The organism is Prescottella equi, assembly GCF_020171745.1.
Taxonomy (GTDB): Bacteria; Actinomycetota; Actinomycetes; order Mycobacteriales; family Mycobacteriaceae; genus Prescottella; species Prescottella equi_A.
Genome location: NZ_JAIVAH010000020.1, coordinates 211,921 through 230,215, shown reverse-complemented (window position 1 = coordinate 230,215; position 18,295 = coordinate 211,921). Strand labels below are relative to the sequence as shown.

18 protein-coding genes are annotated in these 18,295 nt (G+C 70.7%); 13 read left to right on the top strand and 5 right to left on the bottom strand.

The genetic code is table 11. The features are described 5' to 3' along the window. Positions 1-23 precede the first annotated feature (23 nt). Positions 24-839, bottom strand: a complete 816-nt coding sequence (locus tag LCL87_RS17815) for a class I SAM-dependent methyltransferase (protein WP_510850798.1) — start codon at positions 837-839, stop codon at positions 24-26. A gap of 240 nt (positions 840-1,079) precedes the next feature. Here LCL87_RS17815 and LCL87_RS17810 point away from each other — a divergent pair, with 240 nt between their 5' ends. From LCL87_RS17810 to LCL87_RS17770, 9 genes are all read left to right on the top strand, one after another. Then, positions 1,080-1,880 carry an electron transfer flavoprotein subunit beta/FixA family protein gene (locus tag LCL87_RS17810; RefSeq protein ID WP_225021986.1) on the top strand — a complete coding sequence of 267 codons (801 nt, stop codon included), beginning with the start codon at positions 1,080-1,082 and terminating at the stop codon, positions 1,878-1,880. 45 nt (positions 1,881-1,925) lie between these two features. After that, complete coding sequence (locus LCL87_RS17805; protein WP_225021979.1) at positions 1,926-2,882, top strand: electron transfer flavoprotein subunit alpha/FixB family protein; 957 nt, start codon at positions 1,926-1,928, stop codon at positions 2,880-2,882. Between the two features lie 158 nt (positions 2,883-3,040). Further along, positions 3,041-3,856: a GNAT family N-acyltransferase gene (locus LCL87_RS17800; RefSeq protein WP_225021977.1), complete on the top strand. Its 816-nt coding sequence runs from the start codon at positions 3,041-3,043 to the stop codon at positions 3,854-3,856. A 41-nt stretch (positions 3,857-3,897) separates the two neighbouring features. Further along, positions 3,898-4,695 carry a lysophospholipid acyltransferase family protein gene (locus tag LCL87_RS17795; protein ID WP_225021975.1) on the top strand — a complete coding sequence of 266 codons (798 nt, stop codon included), beginning with the start codon at positions 3,898-3,900 and terminating at the stop codon, positions 4,693-4,695. Positions 4,696-4,749: 54 nt separating this feature from the next. After that, positions 4,750-5,967, top strand: a complete 1,218-nt coding sequence (locus tag LCL87_RS17790; protein WP_225021973.1) for a cysteine desulfurase family protein — start codon at positions 4,750-4,752, stop codon at positions 5,965-5,967. Next, positions 5,968-7,056 carry a tRNA 2-thiouridine(34) synthase MnmA gene (gene mnmA / locus LCL87_RS17785; RefSeq protein WP_225021971.1) on the top strand — a complete coding sequence of 363 codons (1,089 nt, stop codon included), beginning with the start codon at positions 5,968-5,970 and terminating at the stop codon, positions 7,054-7,056. Next, complete coding sequence (locus LCL87_RS17780) at positions 7,053-8,084, top strand: methionine synthase (RefSeq protein WP_225021969.1); 1,032 nt, start codon at positions 7,053-7,055, stop codon at positions 8,082-8,084. Before mnmA ends, LCL87_RS17780 begins: the two co-directional genes overlap by 4 nt. 134 nt (positions 8,085-8,218) lie before the next feature. Beyond that, positions 8,219-10,330 (top strand): NAD-dependent DNA ligase LigA, encoded by a 2,112-nt coding sequence (gene ligA, locus LCL87_RS17775; protein ID WP_510850800.1) that lies wholly within the window; start codon positions 8,219-8,221, stop codon positions 10,328-10,330. A 342-nt stretch (positions 10,331-10,672) separates the two neighbouring features. Continuing rightward, positions 10,673-11,161 carry a GNAT family N-acetyltransferase gene (locus LCL87_RS17770; protein WP_225021967.1) on the top strand — a complete coding sequence of 163 codons (489 nt, stop codon included), beginning with the start codon at positions 10,673-10,675 and terminating at the stop codon, positions 11,159-11,161. Positions 11,162-11,164: 3 nt separating this feature from the next. Here the strand turns inward: LCL87_RS17770 and LCL87_RS17765 are convergent, their stop codons facing one another. After that, positions 11,165-11,815, bottom strand: a complete 651-nt coding sequence (locus tag LCL87_RS17765; RefSeq protein WP_225022044.1) for an ACT domain-containing protein — start codon at positions 11,813-11,815, stop codon at positions 11,165-11,167. A 186-nt stretch (positions 11,816-12,001) separates the two neighbouring features. Between LCL87_RS17765 and gatC the strand changes: the two genes are divergently transcribed. The 4 genes from gatC (at position 12,002) to LCL87_RS17745 (ending at position 15,732) form a co-directional block, all read left to right on the top strand. After that, positions 12,002-12,301: an Asp-tRNA(Asn)/Glu-tRNA(Gln) amidotransferase subunit GatC gene (gene gatC / locus LCL87_RS17760; protein WP_225021965.1), complete on the top strand. Its 300-nt coding sequence runs from the start codon at positions 12,002-12,004 to the stop codon at positions 12,299-12,301. Continuing rightward, a complete protein-coding gene (gene gatA / locus LCL87_RS17755; protein ID WP_225021963.1) occupies positions 12,298-13,782 on the top strand; it encodes an Asp-tRNA(Asn)/Glu-tRNA(Gln) amidotransferase subunit GatA in 1,485 nt (494 codons plus the stop codon). The genes gatC and gatA overlap by 4 nt, the downstream gene beginning before the upstream one ends. A gap of 105 nt (positions 13,783-13,887) precedes the next feature. Next, on the top strand, positions 13,888-15,396 hold the full coding sequence (locus tag LCL87_RS17750; protein ID WP_225021961.1) for a flavin-containing monooxygenase: 1,509 nt from the start codon (positions 13,888-13,890) through the stop codon (positions 15,394-15,396). A 24-nt stretch (positions 15,397-15,420) separates the two neighbouring features. Then, positions 15,421-15,732, top strand: coding sequence for a hypothetical protein (locus tag LCL87_RS17745; protein WP_225021953.1), 312 nt, complete (start codon positions 15,421-15,423; stop codon positions 15,730-15,732). Positions 15,733-15,755: 23 nt separating this feature from the next. On the opposite strand, the gene LCL87_RS17740 is transcribed toward LCL87_RS17745, so the two are convergent. The 3 genes from LCL87_RS17740 to LCL87_RS17730 are packed head-to-tail and all read right to left on the bottom strand — an operon-like array spanning position 15,756 to position 18,281. Further along, complete coding sequence (locus LCL87_RS17740; protein ID WP_225021952.1) at positions 15,756-16,283, bottom strand: mycothiol transferase; 528 nt, start codon at positions 16,281-16,283, stop codon at positions 15,756-15,758. A 46-nt stretch (positions 16,284-16,329) separates the two neighbouring features. Further along, positions 16,330-17,673: an alpha/beta-hydrolase family protein gene (locus LCL87_RS17735; protein WP_225021950.1), complete on the bottom strand. Its 1,344-nt coding sequence runs from the start codon at positions 17,671-17,673 to the stop codon at positions 16,330-16,332. Then, positions 17,670-18,281, bottom strand: a complete 612-nt coding sequence (locus LCL87_RS17730) for a hypothetical protein (RefSeq protein WP_225021948.1) — start codon at positions 18,279-18,281, stop codon at positions 17,670-17,672. Before LCL87_RS17730 ends, LCL87_RS17735 begins: the two co-directional genes overlap by 4 nt. Positions 18,282-18,295: the final 14 nt, after the last annotated feature.

The following is an 18,295-nucleotide window of genomic DNA, read 5'->3' as shown; positions in this document are numbered from 1 at the left end:
CACGGTTTCCCCCTGAGCCGCGGTCACGTCACGGGATCCTTGATCGCGATGGCGACGAGGTCGAGGCTCGCGTCGATGTCGGCCTCGCGCAGTTCGAAGTCGTCGACGCCGATGTCGGCGACGTCGCGGGTGAGGTCCTCCGGCCACGGCTCGCCGGCCAGGGCGCGCTCGATCTGGGCGTCGATGAACGAGCCGCCGTGCTTGGCGTCGAGGGCGCGCAGGCGCTCGCCGTGGTGCACACCGGTCATGACCTCGACGCGGAAGCCCGCCTCGACGAGGAGTTCGGTGAGTTCGGCGGCGTTCAGCTCACGCGTGTGGAACGGGTTGAGCGGGGTGTCGCGCCCGGGGGAGAACGTGATTCGGTTCGGTGTGCTCACGAGCAGTTCGCCGCCCGGTGCCAGCACGCGGTGGCACTCGCGCAGGAACTGCGCCTGATCCCACAAATGTTCGATCACCTGGAAGTTGACGACGGTGTCGACGGAGCCGTCGGAGAGGGGCAGCTCGGCGAGATTGCCGTGCAGCATCTCCACCCGCGGGTACCGGGCGCGCACGTGCTCGACCGCCGAGACGTCGTAGTCGAGACCCGTCACCTTCGAGGCGACCTCGGCAATCATGTTGGCGCCGTAGCCTTCTCCGGATCCGGCCTCGAGGACCCGTCGTGCGGCGCAGCGGGGGAGAAGGTCGCGGTAGACCACCTCGTGCCGACGGAACCAGTAGTTCTCCTCGGGGATTCCGGGCACCGTTCGCTCGCCCGTCAACGGCAGCGTCGAGGCGTCGTCGGGCGGCGTCGCCCCGGCGTCGAGGGACCCGGCTGTGGAACCGACTGTGGATTCGCTCACCCCAGCGAGGTTAGTGGCACCACGGGGGACAGTTGTCGGGGTGGTCCACATCACAGCCGCGAATGGTCGCTTCGGCGGTTATGGTGAGACCGGATTTCGCCTAAGTTACCAGCGGGTAACTTAGTGTGAGGTAATCTGTCGCACAGCCAACGTGCGACGAAATTACTTACGAGAGCTCGGCATGTCGCGGAGTTTCTCGCGACTATCAGCCGGCTACACACAGGAGGTCGACGAAGACCCATGACGAACATCGTCGTTTTGATCAAGCAGGTCCCCGACACGTGGTCCGAGCGCAAGCTGTCCGACGGCGACTTCACGCTCGACCGTGAGGCTGCCGACGCCGTGCTCGACGAGATCAACGAGCGCGCCGTCGAGGAAGCCCTCCTCATCAAGGAGCGCGACGGCGGCGAGGTCATCGTGCTGTGCGCCGGTCCCGACCGCGCCACCGATGCCATCCGCAAGGCGCTGTCGATGGGCGCCGACAAGGCCGTTCACGTCAACGATCCCGCCCTGCACGGCTCCGACGCCGTCCAGACCGGCTGGACTCTCGCCGCGGCCCTGGGCCAGATCAGCTTCGAGAACGGCGAGGCCGCCGATCTCGTCATCGCCGGCAACGAGGCCACCGACGGCCGCATCGGCGCCGTCCCGGCCATCATCGCCGAGTACCTGGGCCTGCCGCAGCTCACCCAGCTGCGCAAGCTGACGGTCGAGGGCGGCACGGTCACCGGTGAGCGCGAGACCGACGAGGGCGTCTTCGGCCTCGAGGCTGCACTGCCGGCCATCGTCTCGGTCACCGAGAAGATCAACGAGCCGCGCTTCCCGTCCTTCAAGGGCATCATGGCCGCGAAGAAGAAGGAAGTTCAGGTCCTCACCCTGGCCGACCTGGGCGTCGATCCCGAGACCGTGGGTGTCGCCAACGCCGGCACCACCGTCACCGGCTCCACCCCCAAGCCCCCGCGTACCGCTGGCGAGCGCGTTTCCGACGAGGGCGACGGCGGCAGCAAGATCGCCGCGTACCTCGTGGGCCAGAAGATCATCTGATCCGGCCCCCTCGAGACCAGCAGACAAGACAGGGAGAAGTAAGCAATGGCAGAAGTTCTCGTGCTCGTCGAGCACGCCGAGGGTGCACTCAAGAAGGTCAGCCTCGAGCTCATCACCGCAGCCCGCGCTCTCGGTGAGCCGGCCGCCGTCGTCGCCGGTCCCGCCGGCACCACCGCGAAGCTGGCCGAGGCTCTGGCCGCCGCCGGTGCCGCCAAGATCTACGTCGCCGAGTCCGACGACATCGAGGGTTACCTGGTGACCCCGAAGGTCGACGTCCTCGCCGGCCTGGTCGAGACCGCCGGCCCGGCTGCCGTGGTCCTCGCGGCCAGCACCGAGGGCAAGGAAGTTGCCGGTCGCCTGGCGGCCCGCATCGGCTCCGGCCTGCTGTCCGACGTCGTCGAGGTCAAGGCCGACGGCAGCGCCGTCCACTCGATCTTCGGTGGCGCGTTCACCGTCGAGGCCAAGGCCAACGGCGAGGTCCCGGTCATCTCGGTTCGCCCGGGTGCCGTCGAGGCCCAGCCGCAGGCCGCTGCCGGCGAGCAGGTCGTCGTCGAGGTTCCGGCTCAGGACGAGGGCGCCGTCAAGGTCGTCTCGCGCGCGCCCATCGTCGGTGGCGATCGTCCGGAGCTCACCGAGGCGTCGGTCGTCGTCTCCGGTGGCCGTGGCGTCGGCTCGGCCGACAAGTTCTCGGTCGTCGAGGAGCTCGCCGACTCGCTGGGTGCCGCCGTCGGCGCCTCGCGTGCCGCGGTCGACTCGGGCTACTACCCGGGCCAGTTCCAGGTCGGTCAGACCGGTAAGACGGTCTCGCCGCAGCTGTACATCGCGCTCGGCATCTCCGGTGCCATCCAGCACCGCGCCGGCATGCAGACCTCGAAGACCATCGTCGCGGTCAACAAGGACGAAGAGGCCCCGATCTTCGAGATCGCGGACTTCGGCGTCGTGGGCGACCTGTTCAACGTCGCCCCGCAGCTCACCGAGGCCGTCAAGGCTCACAAGGGCTGATACCCGGCTCCACGCTCGCAGCGCCCCCGTCACCGATTCCGGTGGCGGGGGTTTTGCGTTGTGGGGGCTCGCGTTTCGCGCGCCGCGTTCACCGAAGCTGCATCGACGCGACACATCGCCGACGCCTCGTCGCCGTACCGGCCCGATAGACCTCTGGCATGACAACTTCGTCGACTGTCGAAACCGTCTGTTCCGCGCCAGTGACCTCGCGCTACTCCCTCCTCGTCTCCTCCGACCGCGAGCATCGCCTCGCCGCGCAACGTCTGCGCTACCGGGTGTTCGCCGCCGAACCCGGCTTCGTGGTTCCCGCGTCCGACGACCGTCTGGACGCCGACCGCTTCGACGACTTCTGCGACCACCTGCTGGTCCGCGACAACACGACCGACGAGTTCGTCGGCTGCTACCGGATGCTCCCGCCCGACGCCGCGATCGCGGCCGGCGGCTACTACACCGCCACCGAGTTCGATCTGGCCGCGCTCGATCCCGCGGGCCGTCGGGTGGTCGAGATGGGGCGGGCGTGCGTCGACGCCGAGCACCGCTCCGGTTCGGTGCTCGCGCTCATGTGGGCGGGCATCCTGCACTACCTGCAGCTCACCGGACACGACACGGTCATGGGCTGCGTGTCGGTGCCGATGCAGGACCGGCCCGACGCGGTGGCGGGCGCGAACGTGCGCGGGGTCCGCGACCTTCTGCTGAGCCGGCACGCGGCCGACCCGTCGTCGTGGGTGAGACCGCTGCGTCCGGTGCGGGTGGACGGCCGACCGCTCGACGACATCGCCGCGCCGCTGCGGCCGTCGGTGCCGCCGCTGCTGCGCGGATACCTGCGGCTGGGCGCCCGGATCTGTGGGGAGCCCGCGCACGACCCGGACTTCGGTGTCGCCGATTTCGTGGCGCTGCAGAGCCTGCACGACGCCGACACCCGGTACCTCGAACGGCTGCAGCGAGCGGCCGCGACGCTCGAGGCCGCCGCGTGAGCCACCCCTGGGCGCCGACGAGCCCGTGTGGTGAGAGGTGCGTGACGGGGGCGGGTCGGGTCTCGGTGCCGACGGAGTGCCTGCGGTGGGCCGCGCTGATCCTGGCCGCGTCGAGCATGCTGCTGTTCCCGTTGCTGCGCGCGCTCCCGGCCGCCACCCGGACGCGCTGTCACCGACGTCTGGCGCGGGCGGCGCTGCGGGGCATCGGGATTCGGGTCGACGGCGACGCCGAGCTGCGGGTCCCTCACGGCACGCTGGTGGTGGCGGGTCATGTGTCGTGGCTGGACGTGCTGGTGCTCGCCGCGGTGGTGCCCGGCCGTTTCGTCGCGCGGGCCGATCTGGTGACCTGGCCGCTGCTCGGTGCGGTGGCCCGGCGGGCGCGGGTCATCACGATCGAACGCGACCGCCTGCGCTCGCTGCCGGCGACGGTGGCCGTGGTCCGGGACCGGCTGTCCGCGGGGGAGACGGTGATCGCGTTCCCCGAGGGGACCACGTGGTGCGGCCGCGCGTACGGGCGGTTCCGGCCCGCGCTGTTCCAGGCGGCGATCGACGCACAGCGACCGGTGCTGCCGCTGTCGGTGGACTACCTCGACGCCGCGGGCGACGGCACGACGCTTCCGGCGTTCGTCGGCGCCGACACGATCGCGGCGTCGATGCGGCGCGTCGTCCGGGCCCGGGGCCTGCGGGCGCGGGTGACCGCGGGGGAGTTGCAGCACCCCGGAGGCGACCGCCGCGAGCTCGCGGACCGCTGCGCTCAGCAGGTGCGGGAAGGCTCCCGGACGGTCGCCGACGGGCTGCTGGCTCGACTCGACGAGCCGGTCCACGAGCGCGCTGCGTGACGGCGGTCTCCGGCCGGACGGTGGCCGCGGGTGACGGGCTATCCTTGTCGGGTCATGATCTCGCCTGCCACCAGCTCAGCGGTCTACCTCGACCATGCCGCGACCACACCCATGTATCCGGCCACGATCGAGGCGATGACCGAGGTCTTCGCCACGGTGGGTAATGCCTCGTCGTTACACGGATCGGGCCGTTCGGCCCGACGCCGCATCGAGGAGGCCCGCGAGTCCATCGCCGCGTGCCTCGGGGCCCGCCCGTCCGAGGTGATCTTCACCTCCGGCGGCACCGAGAGCGACAACCTCGCCGTCAAGGGCATCTACTGGGCGCGGCGCGACGCCGACCCCAAGCGCACCCGGATCCTCGCGAGCGCGGTCGAGCACCACGCCGTGCTCGACGCCGTCGAGTGGCTCGTCGCGCACGAGGGCGCGCAGGTGACGTGGCTGCCCGTCGACGCCGACGGCGCTGTCGACCCCGACGTCGTGCGGGCCGAACTGGCGCGCCGCGCCGAGGAGACGGCCCTGGTCACCGTCATGTGGGCCAACAACGAGATCGGCACGGTCAATCCCATCGCCGAGATCGCGGCGATCGCCACCGAGTACGGGGTCCCGATCCACTCCGACGCGGTCCAGGCCGCGGCCCACCTGCCGATCGACTTCGCGGCGAGCGGACTGTCGGCGCTGAGCATCGCCGGTCACAAGCTGGGCGGTCCGCAGGGCGTCGGCGCGCTGTTGCTCGGCCGGCAGGTGCCGTGCGTGCCGCTGTCGCACGGCGGCGGTCACGAGCGCGATCTGCGGTCCGGCACGCAGGACACCGCGTCGATCGTCGGTCTGGCGTCCGCGCTGCGGATCACGACGTCCGAGATGGAGTCGCGCAGCGCCGAGCTGATCGCGTTGCGGGACAGCCTGATCGAGGGTGTGCGGGGCATCGTGCCCGACGCGATCCTCAACGGCGCCACCGGTCCGGCACGGCTGCCGGGCAACGCCCACTTCACCTTCCCCGGCTGCGAAGGTGATTCGCTGCTCATGCTGCTCGACGTCGCGGGCGTCGAGTGTTCCACCGGATCGGCCTGCACGGCCGGTGTCGCGAGCGCCAGTCACGTGCTCACCGCGATGGGTGTCGACCCCGTCGTCGCCCGCGGATCGCTCCGTTTCTCGTTGGGGCACACGTCGACCGAGCGGGACGTCGAGGCGCTGCTGTCCGCTCTGCCGCAGGTGATCGAACGTGCTCGCGCCGCCGGACTGGCGAGTGCGGGTGCTCGAGGAGGGAATCGTTAGATGCGAGTTCTGGCTGCGATGAGCGGCGGTGTGGACTCGGCGGTGGCCGCAGCCCGCGCCGTGGAGGCCGGCCACGACGTCGTGGGCGTGCACCTGGCACTGTCCACCGCGCCGGGCACGTTGCGCACCGGTTCGCGCGGTTGCTGCTCCAAGGAGGATGCCGGCGACGCCAAGCGGGCCGCCGACGTGCTCGGAATTCCTTTCTACGTCTGGGATTTCGCGGACCGCTTCAAGGAAGACGTGATCGACGACTTCGTCGAGTCGTACGCCGCCGGCGAGACCCCGAATCCGTGCCTGCGCTGCAACGAGAAGATCAAGTTCGCGGCGCTCGCCGACCGTGCCTACGCACTGGGCTTCGACGCCGTCGCCACCGGGCACTACGCGCGCCTCGAGGACGGCGAGCTGCGTCGGGCGGTCGACGCGGACAAGGACCAGTCGTATGTGCTCGCGGTGCTCACCGCGGATCAGTTGTCGCGCGCGATGTTCCCGGTCGGCGACACCCCCAAGGAGCAGATCCGCGAGGAGGCCGCCGCGCGCGGGCTCGCGGTCGCGAACAAGCCCGACAGCCACGACATCTGCTTCATTCCGTCCGGCGACACCCGCGCGTTCCTCGGCGCCAAGATCGGGATCCGTCCCGGCGCCGTGGTCGACGCCGACACCGGCGAGGTGCTCGCGCAGCACGAGGGCGTGCACGGCTTCACGATCGGCCAGCGCAAGGGCCTCGGAGTCGAGGGCCCGGCCGCCGACGGTCGGCCGCGCTACGTGACGTCGATCGAACCCGAGACCGGCACCGTGCGGGTCGGTTCGGCCGCGCGTCTCGACGTGTGGACCATCACCGCCGACCGTGCGATCTGGACGTCCGGGCAGGCGCCCGTCGGTCCGATCGAGTGCGTCGTGCAGGTGCGCGCGCACGGCGGCACCGCTCGTGCGGTGGCCGAGGAGACGGGCGGCGGCATCGTCGTGCAGCTGTCGGAGCCGCTGACCGGCGTCGCGAAGGGTCAGGCCGTGGTGCTGTACCGCCCCGACGAGGACGGCGACGTCGTCATCGGCAGCGGCACCATCGCGGGCACCTCCGCGGACCGTCCGTGACGGGCGACCGGGTCCCCGTCGGAGTTGCGACGGGTGTCGGGTCGTGGCCCGGCACCGACCCGCGCGCGGCGGCGGAGATCGTCGTCGGCGAACTCGCGGTCCTGCCGCATCTCGTCGAACTACCGGCGCGGGGCATCGGTGCCGACATGATCGGCCGCGCCGGGGCGCTGCTGATCGACATGCCCATCGATACCTCCACCACCGGGTATCGCCTGGCGCAGCGCGTGGGCGCCGCCACCCGGACCGCCCGGGACCTGTTGGCTCGTGACCTCGACGCACTCGAGGAGTCGTGGGAACTGGCCGGACGCCGCGGCACCGACCAGCCGGTCAAGGTGCAGGCCGTCGGGCCGCTGACCCTGGCGTCGCAGCTCGAGCTGCACGGCGGGCACCGCGTCCTCACCGATCCCGGCGCGCTGCGCGATGTCGCCGAATCGCTCGCCGAGGGCATCGCCGACCACGCCGCCGACGCCGCCCGGCGGCTCGGGTCGCCGGTCGTGGTCCAGCTCGACGAGCCGGGCCTGGCGGCGGTGCTCGCCGGTTCGCTGTCCGGGGTGTCGATCCTGCAGACCCCCCGTGCGCTCCCGGAGCCGGAGGCCCTCCACGTGCTGCAGCAGGCGATCGGCCGGATCGGCGCGCCGGTCCTGGTGCACTGCTGCGCATCCGACGTCCCGTGGGGCCTGCTGCGTCGCAGCGGCGCCGCGATGGTCGGTTTCGACGTCGGCACGCTGCGCACGCCCGATCTGGACGGCATCGGCGAACTGCTCGACGCCGGCGTCGACCTCGCGCTGGGCCTGGTGCCGACGACCGCGCCCGAGCGCACGCCCGGCTGGCGGGAGCTGGCCGAGCCGGCCACCCGGCTGTTCGACCGCCTCGGCTTCTCGCGGGAGATGCTGTCGTCGCGCGTCACCGTCACGCCCGCGTGCGGACTGGCCGGTGCGAGCCGGGACTGGGCCCGCACGGCGCTGCGGTCGGCGAACGAACTGACCCGTGCTTTCGCGGACGGGGCGGATCCCGACCAGGCCCGCTGAACGGGAGTTCACGGCACGTTTTCGTGGCTTGAGCGGTACGTGAGTTCCCGTTGGGCAGGTGCCCCGCAGCGGGGAAAACTGTCGGCTGGCTGCGATAACCTTCCCAGGTGGACCAGAACGAAGCCCCCGCCTCCGTGACCAGCCAGCCCGACGTCGAGGTCGTGCCCGCGAGCGCCGAGGATCGGGAGCGCTGGCAGGAGCTGGCCGAGATCGTGCGGAACCACCAGTTCCGCTACTACGTGCTCGATTCGCCGATCGTCTCCGACGGCGAGTTCGACCAGTTGTTCGGCGAACTGAACGCGCTCGAGGAGCGGCACCCGGACCTGCGGACGGCCGACTCGCCCACCCAACTCGTCGGCGGCGGCTTCGCGACCGAGTTCAAGGCCGTCGACCATCTCGAGCGAATGCTCAGCCTCGACAACGTCTTCGACTACGACGAGCTCCGCACCTGGGCCGGCCGCGTGGAGAGCGAGGTGTCCGATGGTCGCTCCGCAGGCTCCGCTCCTGCCCGCCCCGACCTGCACTACCTGTGCGAGGTCAAGATCGACGGCGTCGCGCTGAACCTCGTGTACGAGAACGGCAAACTGGTCCGCGCCGCGACCCGCGGTGACGGGCGCACCGGCGAGGACGTCACGCTCAACGCCCGCACCATCTCTGACATTCCCGAAACCCTCACGCCCAGTGAAGAATACCCGATCCCCGCGCTGCTCGAGGTCCGTGGCGAGGTGTTCTTCCGGCTCGAGGACTTCGCTGCCCTCAACGCGTCCCTCCTGGAGGAGGGCAAGGCGCCGTTCGCGAACCCGCGTAACTCGGCGGCAGGCTCACTGCGGCAGAAGAATCCGGCGGTGACCGCGCGGCGGCGGCTCGGCATGATCTGCCACGGCCTCGGCCGCACCGAGGGCTTCGACCCAGTCGGTCAGTACGACGCCTACACCGCGCTCGCGGCGTGGGGTCTGCCCGTCTCCACCCACACTTCCCGGGTCGTCGGCGTCGACGCCGTCGTCGAGAAGGTGAAGTACTGGGACGAGCACCGGCACGACGTCGAGCACGAGATCGACGGCCTGGTCGTGAAGGTCGACGAGATGGCGCTGCACCGCCGACTGGGTGCGACGTCGCGTGCGCCGCGCTGGGCGGTGGCGTTCAAGTACCCGCCGGAGGAGGCCACCACCAAGCTGCTCGACATCCGGGTCAGCGTCGGCCGCACCGGACGCGTCACCCCGTTCGCCTACATGGAGCCGGTGCTGGTGGCCGGGTCGACGGTGGCGCTCGCGACGCTGCACAACGCGTCCGAGGTCAAGCGCAAGGGCGTCCTCATCGGCGACACCGTCGTGATCCGCAAGGCCGGCGAGGTGATCCCCGAGGTGCTCGGGCCGGTCGTCGACGTGCGCGACGGCACCGAGACCGAGTTCGTGATGCCCACCGAGTGCCCGGAGTGCGGCACCACGCTCGCGCCCGCCAAGGAGGGCGACGCCGATATCCGCTGCCCCAACCAGCGGTCGTGCCCGGCGCAGTTGCGGGAGAGGGTGTTCCACGTCGCGGGCCGCGGCGCGTTCGACATCGAGGTGCTCGGCTACGAGGCCGCCACCGCGCTGCTGCAGGCCGGTGTGATCAGCGACGAGGGCGACCTGTTCTCGCTCACCGAGGACGATCTGCTCGAGGCCCCACTGTTCCGCACCAAGGCCGGCAAGCTGTCCGCCAACGGCAAACGCCTGCTCGACAATCTGGGTTCGGCCAAGCAACAACCGCTGTGGCGGGTGCTCGTCGCCCTGTCGATCCGCCACGTCGGCCCCACCGCGGCCCGGGCGCTGGCGAGCGAGTTCGGCAGCCTCGAACGCATCGAGAACGCGAGTGTCGAGGAACTGGCCGCGGTCGACGGCGTCGGCGGCACCATCGCGACCGCCGTCGTGGCGTGGTTCGCCGTCGACTGGCACCGCGACATCGTCGAGAAGTGGCGTGCGGCAGGCGTGACGATGGAGGACGAGCGCGACGAGTCGATCGTCCGCAACCTCGAGGGGCTGTCGATCGTCGTCACCGGATCGCTCGACGGCTTCACCCGCGACGGGGCGAAGGAAGCGATCCTGATCCGCGGCGGCAAGGCGGCCGGATCGGTGTCGAAGAAGACGGCGTTCGTGGTGATCGGGGACGCTCCCGGGTCCAAGGCCGCGAAGGCGGAGGAACTGGGCGTGCCGATCCTGGACGAGGCCGGTTTCCGGCGTCTGCTCGAGCACGGGCCCGACGGCGTCTGAGTCCGCAGCGGCAGAAGCGCAGCGCGACACGAACATTCACACCGAACCGGGCATGTTGTCTACGTGATGAATGCCACTCTACGACGCGGTGTCGTTGGGGCGGGGCTCCCGGTGGGCGGAACGGGCGGGGACTCGGGGGTCGCTCGGCTGCGCGGGCCTCGGTCCATCGATCCTGGTGGGAGTCGGTTCCGTTGTGGCGCGGCGCACTTCGCGGGGGCGTCGGCGGACGTGATCTCTTTCCTCCGGACCGGGCGGTCCGAGTGTGTCGCGCGTCTCATCTCCGCCGCTCGGGGCATCTGAATCGGTTTTCTGACGGAGGGGAGTGGCTGACATAGTGACGCCATGATCGATATCCGGACCGCCACTCCCGCCGACTACGACGCCGTCGGCACCCTGACCGCCGACGTCTACATCGACGGTGGTTTCGTATCGGAGTCCGACATGTACGCGGAACGTCTGCGCGACACCGCAGCCCGTGCCGAGCACGCCGACGTCGTCGTCGCGGTCGTCGGTGACGAGATCGTCGGATCGGTCACCATTGCCGCACCCGAGTCGAAGTTCGCGGACGTCGCCGAGTCGGGCGAGCTCGAGTTCCGCATGCTGGCGGTCGCGCCGACCGCGCGTGGCAAGGGCGTCGGCTCGGCCCTCGTCCGGCACGTGCTGGATGTGGCCTACGACCGCGGTGACCGCGCAGTCGTCATCTCGACGCAGCCCGACATGGTGGACGCCCGCCGAATCTACGACCGCAACGGCTTCGTGCCCGCGCCGGAGCGCAACTGGGAGCCCGTGCCCGGCATGGAACTCACCGCGCTGGTGCGTGAACTCGTCTGACGCTCAGCCGAGGACGGTCGCGATGATGCCCGCGAGGTAGCCCAGCCGGGCCACCTCGGACGGGCGGAACTCGGGGCCGCCGGGACGTCCCAGGACGAGGGCCTTGCCGCTGTTGCCCAGCGGGGCGGCGGCGAGGGTGGTGTCCATGTCTCGCCACGACTGCGGCACCCAGTCGGCCTGGCCGTCGAGGACGGTGGCCTTCGCGAGCGGCATCCAGGGGGCATCGCCGGCGTGCGTCTCCGGCGCTCCGGGGCTGCCGACGACGCGGTACGCGCCGTGCGGACCGAGGTCCATCACCGTCGACCAGCCGACCCGCAGCACGCGCGGCGCCCCGTCGACGAGGACCTGCAGGCGGTCGGAGTGCGCGGTCGCGACGGTGTCGATGAGTTCGAGTTCGCGGTGGGTGTCGAGGATCCCGGAGTACGGCCGGATCGAGTCCACGCGGACGTCGGGCAGGTGTTCGGCTGCGGTGATGAGCGCGTCGGGCAGCGATCCGGTGGCGACGTCCACCACCAGGTCGTCGACGGCGAACCCCGATCCGCGCTCGACGACGTCGAGCGAGAGGATGTCCGCACCCACCGAGCCGAGCGCGACGGCAAGGGCGCCGAGGCTACCGGGGCGATCGGGGAGCTGGACGCGGAGCAGGTAGGACACGTGCGGCCTTTCCATTCGTTCGAAGACTCAGTTCGATACCGAAGAAGGGACACGGTACGAGCCCCCGCCGCCACCATCCTTTCACCCCGGTCCCGCCGCTGCTCGGGTGACGGGCTGCACGGCCCGCGACGGTCACGCTCTAGGCTGGTGGGAACGTTCACTCCGACCTGAAAGGGGTCACCGAAGGTGCCTGCCATCTCCCGTGACGAGGTCGCCCACCTCGCCCGGCTGTCCCGGCTTGCCCTGACCGACGCGGAACTCGACGAGTTCGCCGGTCAGCTGGATTCGATTCTCAGCCATGTGAAGGCGGTGTCCGAGGTCGCGGCAGATGATGTCCCGCCCACCGCGAACCCCAACCCCGTCGTCAACGTGACCCGCCCCGACGTCATCGTCCCGGGCCTGACGCCCGAGCAGGCGCTGTCCGGTGCACCGGCCGTCGAAGAGGACCGGTTCGCCGTTCCGCAGATCCTGGGAGAGGGCGAATGAGCACCGATCTGACCCGTCTCGACGCCTCCGACCTGGCGTCGAAGATCCATTCGCGCGAGATCTCGTCGGTCGAGGCCACGCAGGCCCACCTGGATCGGATCGCAAAGGTCGACGGCGAGCTGCACGCGTTCCTGCACGTCGCGGGCGAGCAGGCGCTCGTCGCGGCCAAGGAGGTCGACTCCGCGATCGCCGCCGGTGACAAGCCGGCGTCGGCGCTCGCGGGCGTGCCGATCGCGCTCAAGGACGTCTTCACGACCACCGACATGCCCACCACGTGCGCGTCGAAGATCCTCGAGGGTTGGGTGTCGCCGTACGACGCGACGCTCACCACCAAGCTGCGCGAGGCCGGCATCCCGATCCTCGGCAAGACCAACATGGACGAGTTCGCGATGGGCTCGTCCACCGAGAACTCCGCGTACGGCCCGACGCGCAACCCGTGGGACACCACCCGCATCCCGGGCGGTTCGGGCGGCGGCTCGGCGGCCGCGCTCGCGTCGTACCAGGCGCCGCTCGCGATCGGCACCGACACCGGTGGCTCGATCCGCCAGCCGGCCGCCGTCACCGCGACCGTCGGCACCAAGCCCACGTACGGCACCGTCTCGCGCTTCGGTCTCGTCGCGTGCGCGTCGTCGCTCGACCAGGGCGGCCCGTGCGGCCGTACGGTCCTCGACACCGCGCTGCTGCACGAGGTCGTCGCCGGGTACGACCCGCGTGACTCCACGTCGGTGAACGAGCCGGTCCGTCCGGTCGTCGAGGCCGCCCGTCAGGGTGCGACCGGCGACCTGAAGGGTGTGCGCGTCGGTGTCGTCAAGGAACTGCACTCCGACAGCTACCAGCCCGGCGTCATCGCGTCGTTCGACGCCGCCGTCGAGCAGCTGACGGCGCTCGGTGCCGAGGTCGTCGAGGTGTCGTGCCCCAACTTCCTGCACGCGCTGGCCGCGTACTACTTGATCCTGCCCAGTGAGGTGTCCTCGAACCTCGCGCGCTTCGACGCGATGCGCTACGGCCTGCGCGTCGACGACGGCAACATGAGCGCCGAGCAGGTCATGGCCGCCACCCGCGCCGCCGGCTTCGGTAAGGAAGTCAAGCGCCGCATCATGATCGGCACCTACGCGCTGTCGTCCGGCTACTACGACGCCTACTACGGTTCGGCGCTCAAGGTCCGCACGCTGATCGCCCGCGACTTCGACGCCGCGTACGAGAAGGTCGACGTCCTGGTCTCGCCGACCAGCCCGTTCACGCCGTGGAAGCTCGGCGAGAAGGTCGACGATCCGCTGGCGATGTACCTGTCCGACCTGTGCACGCTGCCGACCAACCTGGCCGGCCACTGCGCGATGTCGGTGCCGTCCGGTGTGTCCGCGGACGACGGCCTGCCCGTCGGCCTGCAGATCATGGCGCCGGCCCTGGCCGACGAGCGCCTGTACCGCGTCGGTGCGGCCTACGAGGCGGCCCGCGGGCCGATCGCGTCGCCCGTCGCGTAGAAGCTCCACCACGACAGCCCGGATCCGCACGTCGGATCCGGGCTGTCGGCGTCCGAGGAGGACTAGGCTCCGGGACAGGACGAATCGGGTGGCAGGAGGACCGGCGTGGGGCAGCCGTCGATCACGATCATCGGTGCGGGATTCGGGGGCATCACCCTCGCGCTCTATCTGCGGCGCGCCGGGCTCACCGACATCACGATCCTCGAGAAGGGCGACGACGTCGGCGGCGTGTGGCGGGTCAACACCTACCCGGGCGCGGCATGTGACGTGCCGTCGCCGCTGTACTCCATCTCCACCGAGCCCAATCCGACGTGGCCGCGGCGCTTCTCGGAGCAGCCCGACATCCTCGAGTATCTACGCCACGTCGCCGACGAGCACGATTTGCGACGACACATCCGCTTCGGCGTCGAGGTGGTCTCCGCCGACTTCGACGAGACCGGCAACCGGTGGACGGTGCGGACCGCGGCGGGGGAGACGATCGAGTCGGACGTCTTCGTCCCGGCGGTCGGCCAGCTGTCGCTGCCGTCGATCCCGGCCATTCCCGGCCGTGATACGTTCGCCGGTGCGTCCTTCCACTCCGCCGAGTGGGATCACGACGTCCCGCTGGACGGCCGCCGCGTCGCGGTGATCGGGACCGGAGCGAGCGCGATCCAGTTCGTCCCGGCCATCGCGCCGCGGGTGGGCCGTCTGACGCTCTTCCAACGGTCGGCGCCGTGGATCCTGCCCAAACCCGACACCGAGTACCGCCCGTGGCATCACCGGGTGTTCCGGGCCGTTCCCGCGGTGCAGCGGGCGGAGCGGTTCGTCACCTGGGGCATCCTCGAGTTGCTCACCTTCGCGCTGGTCGACACCAAGGCACGCGGTGGACTGGCCGGCCGGCTGGCCCGGCGGCACCTCGAGAAGCAGGTCGACGACCCGGCGCTGCTGGCGGCGCTCACCCCGGACTACGAACCGGGGTGCAAGCGGATGCTCCTGTCCGACGACTACTACCCGGCCGTCACCCGTTCCAGCGTGGAGCTGGTGGTCGACGGTATCGAGCGGATCGAGCCCGAGGGGGTCCGCACGTCCGACGGGGCGCTGTACCCGGCCGACGTCATCGTCTACGGAACCGGTTTCGCGGCAACGGATTTCCTCGCGCCCATGAAGATCGCGGGTAGGGGCGGACGGACGCTCGACGACGCGTGGTCCGACGGCGCCGAGGCCTACCTGGGAATCACGACCGCGGGGTTCCCGAACCTGTTCATGCTGTACGGGCCCAACACGAATCTCGGTTCGGGCTCGATCGTGTACATGCTCGAATCGCAGGCGCGGCACATCGTCGGGCTGGTGCAGTGGCTGGTCGAGCAGCCCGGTCTCGCCGTCGAGGTGGATGCGGGTGTCGAGCGGCGGTTCAACGCGGAGATCCAGCGCCGGCTCGCCGACTCGGTGTGGAGCCTGTGTGCGAACTGGTACCGGACCGCGTCGGGCAAGATCACCACGAACTGGCCCGGCACCGTGACGTCGTACCGCCGCCGGACCCGCCGCGTCGACCGCCGGGACTATCGCATCACCGCGCCTCGAACAGCCCCCGCACGTACGCGGTCTGTCCCAGGTACTGCAGACGGTCCCAGATAGGTTCCACACCATTCCGGAAGCGAGATGCATGTGTCGTTCACGTCGAGCCTGAACCCGCGACAGTACAAGACGTTTCATGGCGTCTTCATGGGGATGTGTGGCGTGGCTCTGTTCTCGGGCACCGCCATTGCGGCCAGTGCTGTGTTCGACTACGCGCGGGGTGTCGACGGGGCTGTCACGATGTTCGCGCTGTCGGTCGGCGGCGTGAGCGCCGGCGTTCTGGACATGTTGTCACGGCGACGGCGCGGTACGGGCCTGCCGATCGCGGTGTTGATTGCGAACTTCGTCCTCACCTCCGCGGGTGTCTGGCTGTTGACGGATCTCGTCCCGCGCTGAAGTGTCACCGGCAGAGCGGGGATTCATTCCGCCTCGAACAGCCCCCGCACGTACGCGGCCTGTCCCAGGTGCTGCAGACAGTCCCCGATCACGCTGACCAGCCGGACCGACACCGTGACGGGCGGGTCCCACCGCCGGTCCACGATTCGGTCGAGTTCGTCGGTGGTGATCTCGTCGAGGTATTCGAGCGTCGCCAGGTGCACGTCACCGTGATAGTCGGCGAGTAACTGTGCGTCGGCGTGCACCTCGCCGACCTGGGCGCTGTCCTGCCCGAAGCCGACGTCGGAAGCAGGGAACGGAAGTCCGAACCGCTCCTGCCACCCGCGGGACGTCCAGGCCTGGTCCGCGCCCGCGAGCTCGCTCACGTGGTCGTCCTGGACCCGGGTGAGGTGCCAGATCAGCCACGCGATCGAATTCGCCTGCGGGCCGGGGCGGTAGTCGGACAGCTCGGTGGTCAGTCCGTCGGTGATCTCGACCACGAGTTCGCGGATCCGCTCGAAGTTGTCCCGCAGGATCGCGCGTGCCGCTTCGGTGTCCGTCGGTCGGCTCATGCCTTCACGGTAGGCGGGTGTTCGGGATCGTGCCCGGGAATCGGGGTCAGGCACAGTCGCGCATCTGCATCCCCTGATCGTCGCCGTAGCGATGCCCGTGCCCGGACGGGGCATTCAGGGCGAACAGGAGATCCACGCCGGTCTGGACGAAGCTGACCACGGGAATCCACTGCGGCACAGGCGCATCGATGCGGGCATCGGAGAGGTCGGGTGCGTGCGCCAGCAGCGCCGGTGACCACCACACGACGGGATCGGAACTGTTCGCGAGCACCGTCGCACCGTCGGTCCGCACCGCGCCGGCCGGCGGACCCGCCCACACGACGCTGCACGCGCGGGTTCGCTGATCGGCATCGCTGTCGAAGATCGCGCTACCACCGATGGACCCCAGGCTCTGCCCGTACACGTGCAGCGCCGGGCGCTCCGCCGCGGGCAACTGTCCGATCCGCTCCGACACCGCGGTGAACAGTGCGCGGGCGGACGCCTCCGCGTCCGCCCGGCCGAACACGAACGTGGCCCAACTCGGCGCGTACGAGTACTGCTGGCCGACGATTGCGACATCGCCGGCGAAGCGGCGCTCGAGGCCCCGGGCCGCCTCGCCGTCGATCCACCCGGATCCGGTGGGGACGGCGACCACCACGTGCGAACGGCGCAGGCCGCCCGCGCGATCGAGTTCGGCCACCGCGAGTCTCGCGCGGGAACTCACGCCCGGGGCCGATTCGAGGCCGACGTACGTCCGCACGCTGCGCGGATCCGACGTGCCGGCGACGAACCGGCGACCCTCCGCGCCCAGCGTCGACCACGGGACGAGGGAATGTGGATCGCCCGGCCCGAGCGTCGGGTCGATCCGCGCGCTGGTGCTCCGGAAGTGTTGTGCCGCAGCGTCGGCGGCTGCTGGTGCCGCGCCCGCGATCAGTACGGTGCCGGCGACGATCGTGAGGGCGACGCCACGCAGCAGGCCCAGACGTCGGGCGACACCGCGTGTCCCGCGGGCGATCCCGAACAGCACGAGGCCCGTCGTGCCCGCCCAGAACGTCACCTCCGCCCAGTGCCCGGCGCCGATCGCGGGCGCGCTCATCGCGGCCCGCACCGCGTTCTGCCAGTGGTTCGCGGTCGCGACCGACCAGGCGAGGGCTGCGCAGCCGAGGACGACGACCCGGGCGTCCCGATGCGGTGCCTGCCTACCGGGCCGCAGTCGACGCGCAACCGCCATGACGCCCCAGCCGAGCGCCACCAGCACCCCGGTCAACACGCCCTGCACCACCGGACCGCGGGGCAGCAGTGACGGCGCGAGGGACACGACGGCCCCGCCGGTCAGCGCCAGCGTCGTGCCGACGCGGGGGAGTGCCAGCGCACTGGTGACGGCCGCGCGGGACGTGCCGACGACGCTCATGCCGCACCCCCGGCCCGGACCCGGCGGATGACGAACGCGGTGACCAGCACTCCGGCGACGGCGAGCGCGCCACCGAGCGTGTACCGGATCCACGGTTCGTCGACGGGAGCCCCGTAGCCCTGGCGCCGCGAATTCCATCCGACGGCGGTCGCGGCGGTGTCGGCCATCACGAAACACTGTGCGCGGTCCCGCGTCCGGGCGTCGCATGCATCGTGCAGGCGCCGGTCCAACTGCGCGTCGATCTCGGTGCGGGCCCACGGCCCGAGATCGCCGCCGCCCTGGTGGGCGTACCGCAGCAGGTCGTAGCCGAAGTCGTGCGACTTGCAGGCCGTGTCGAACTCGGCCGGCAGTGGAATCGGCGACGAGCACGCCCCGTCCGGGTTGACGAGCATCCCGCCCAGGACGGCGGGTTCGTAGCCCATGACGGTGGCGAAATCGCGCGGCACGACGTCCGGTGACCGGTCCTCGGCCGTCAACGCGGTGACCGCCCGCGCCGCGAGGGAGTTCTCGCGGGCCGGGGTGTCGGCGTCGGCCGCAGGGGCGTACGACGTCGCGGTCACGATCGAGGTGGCGGCGAGGACCGCGCCGGCCCAGATTCTGGTTCGCATACCAAACGACGCTA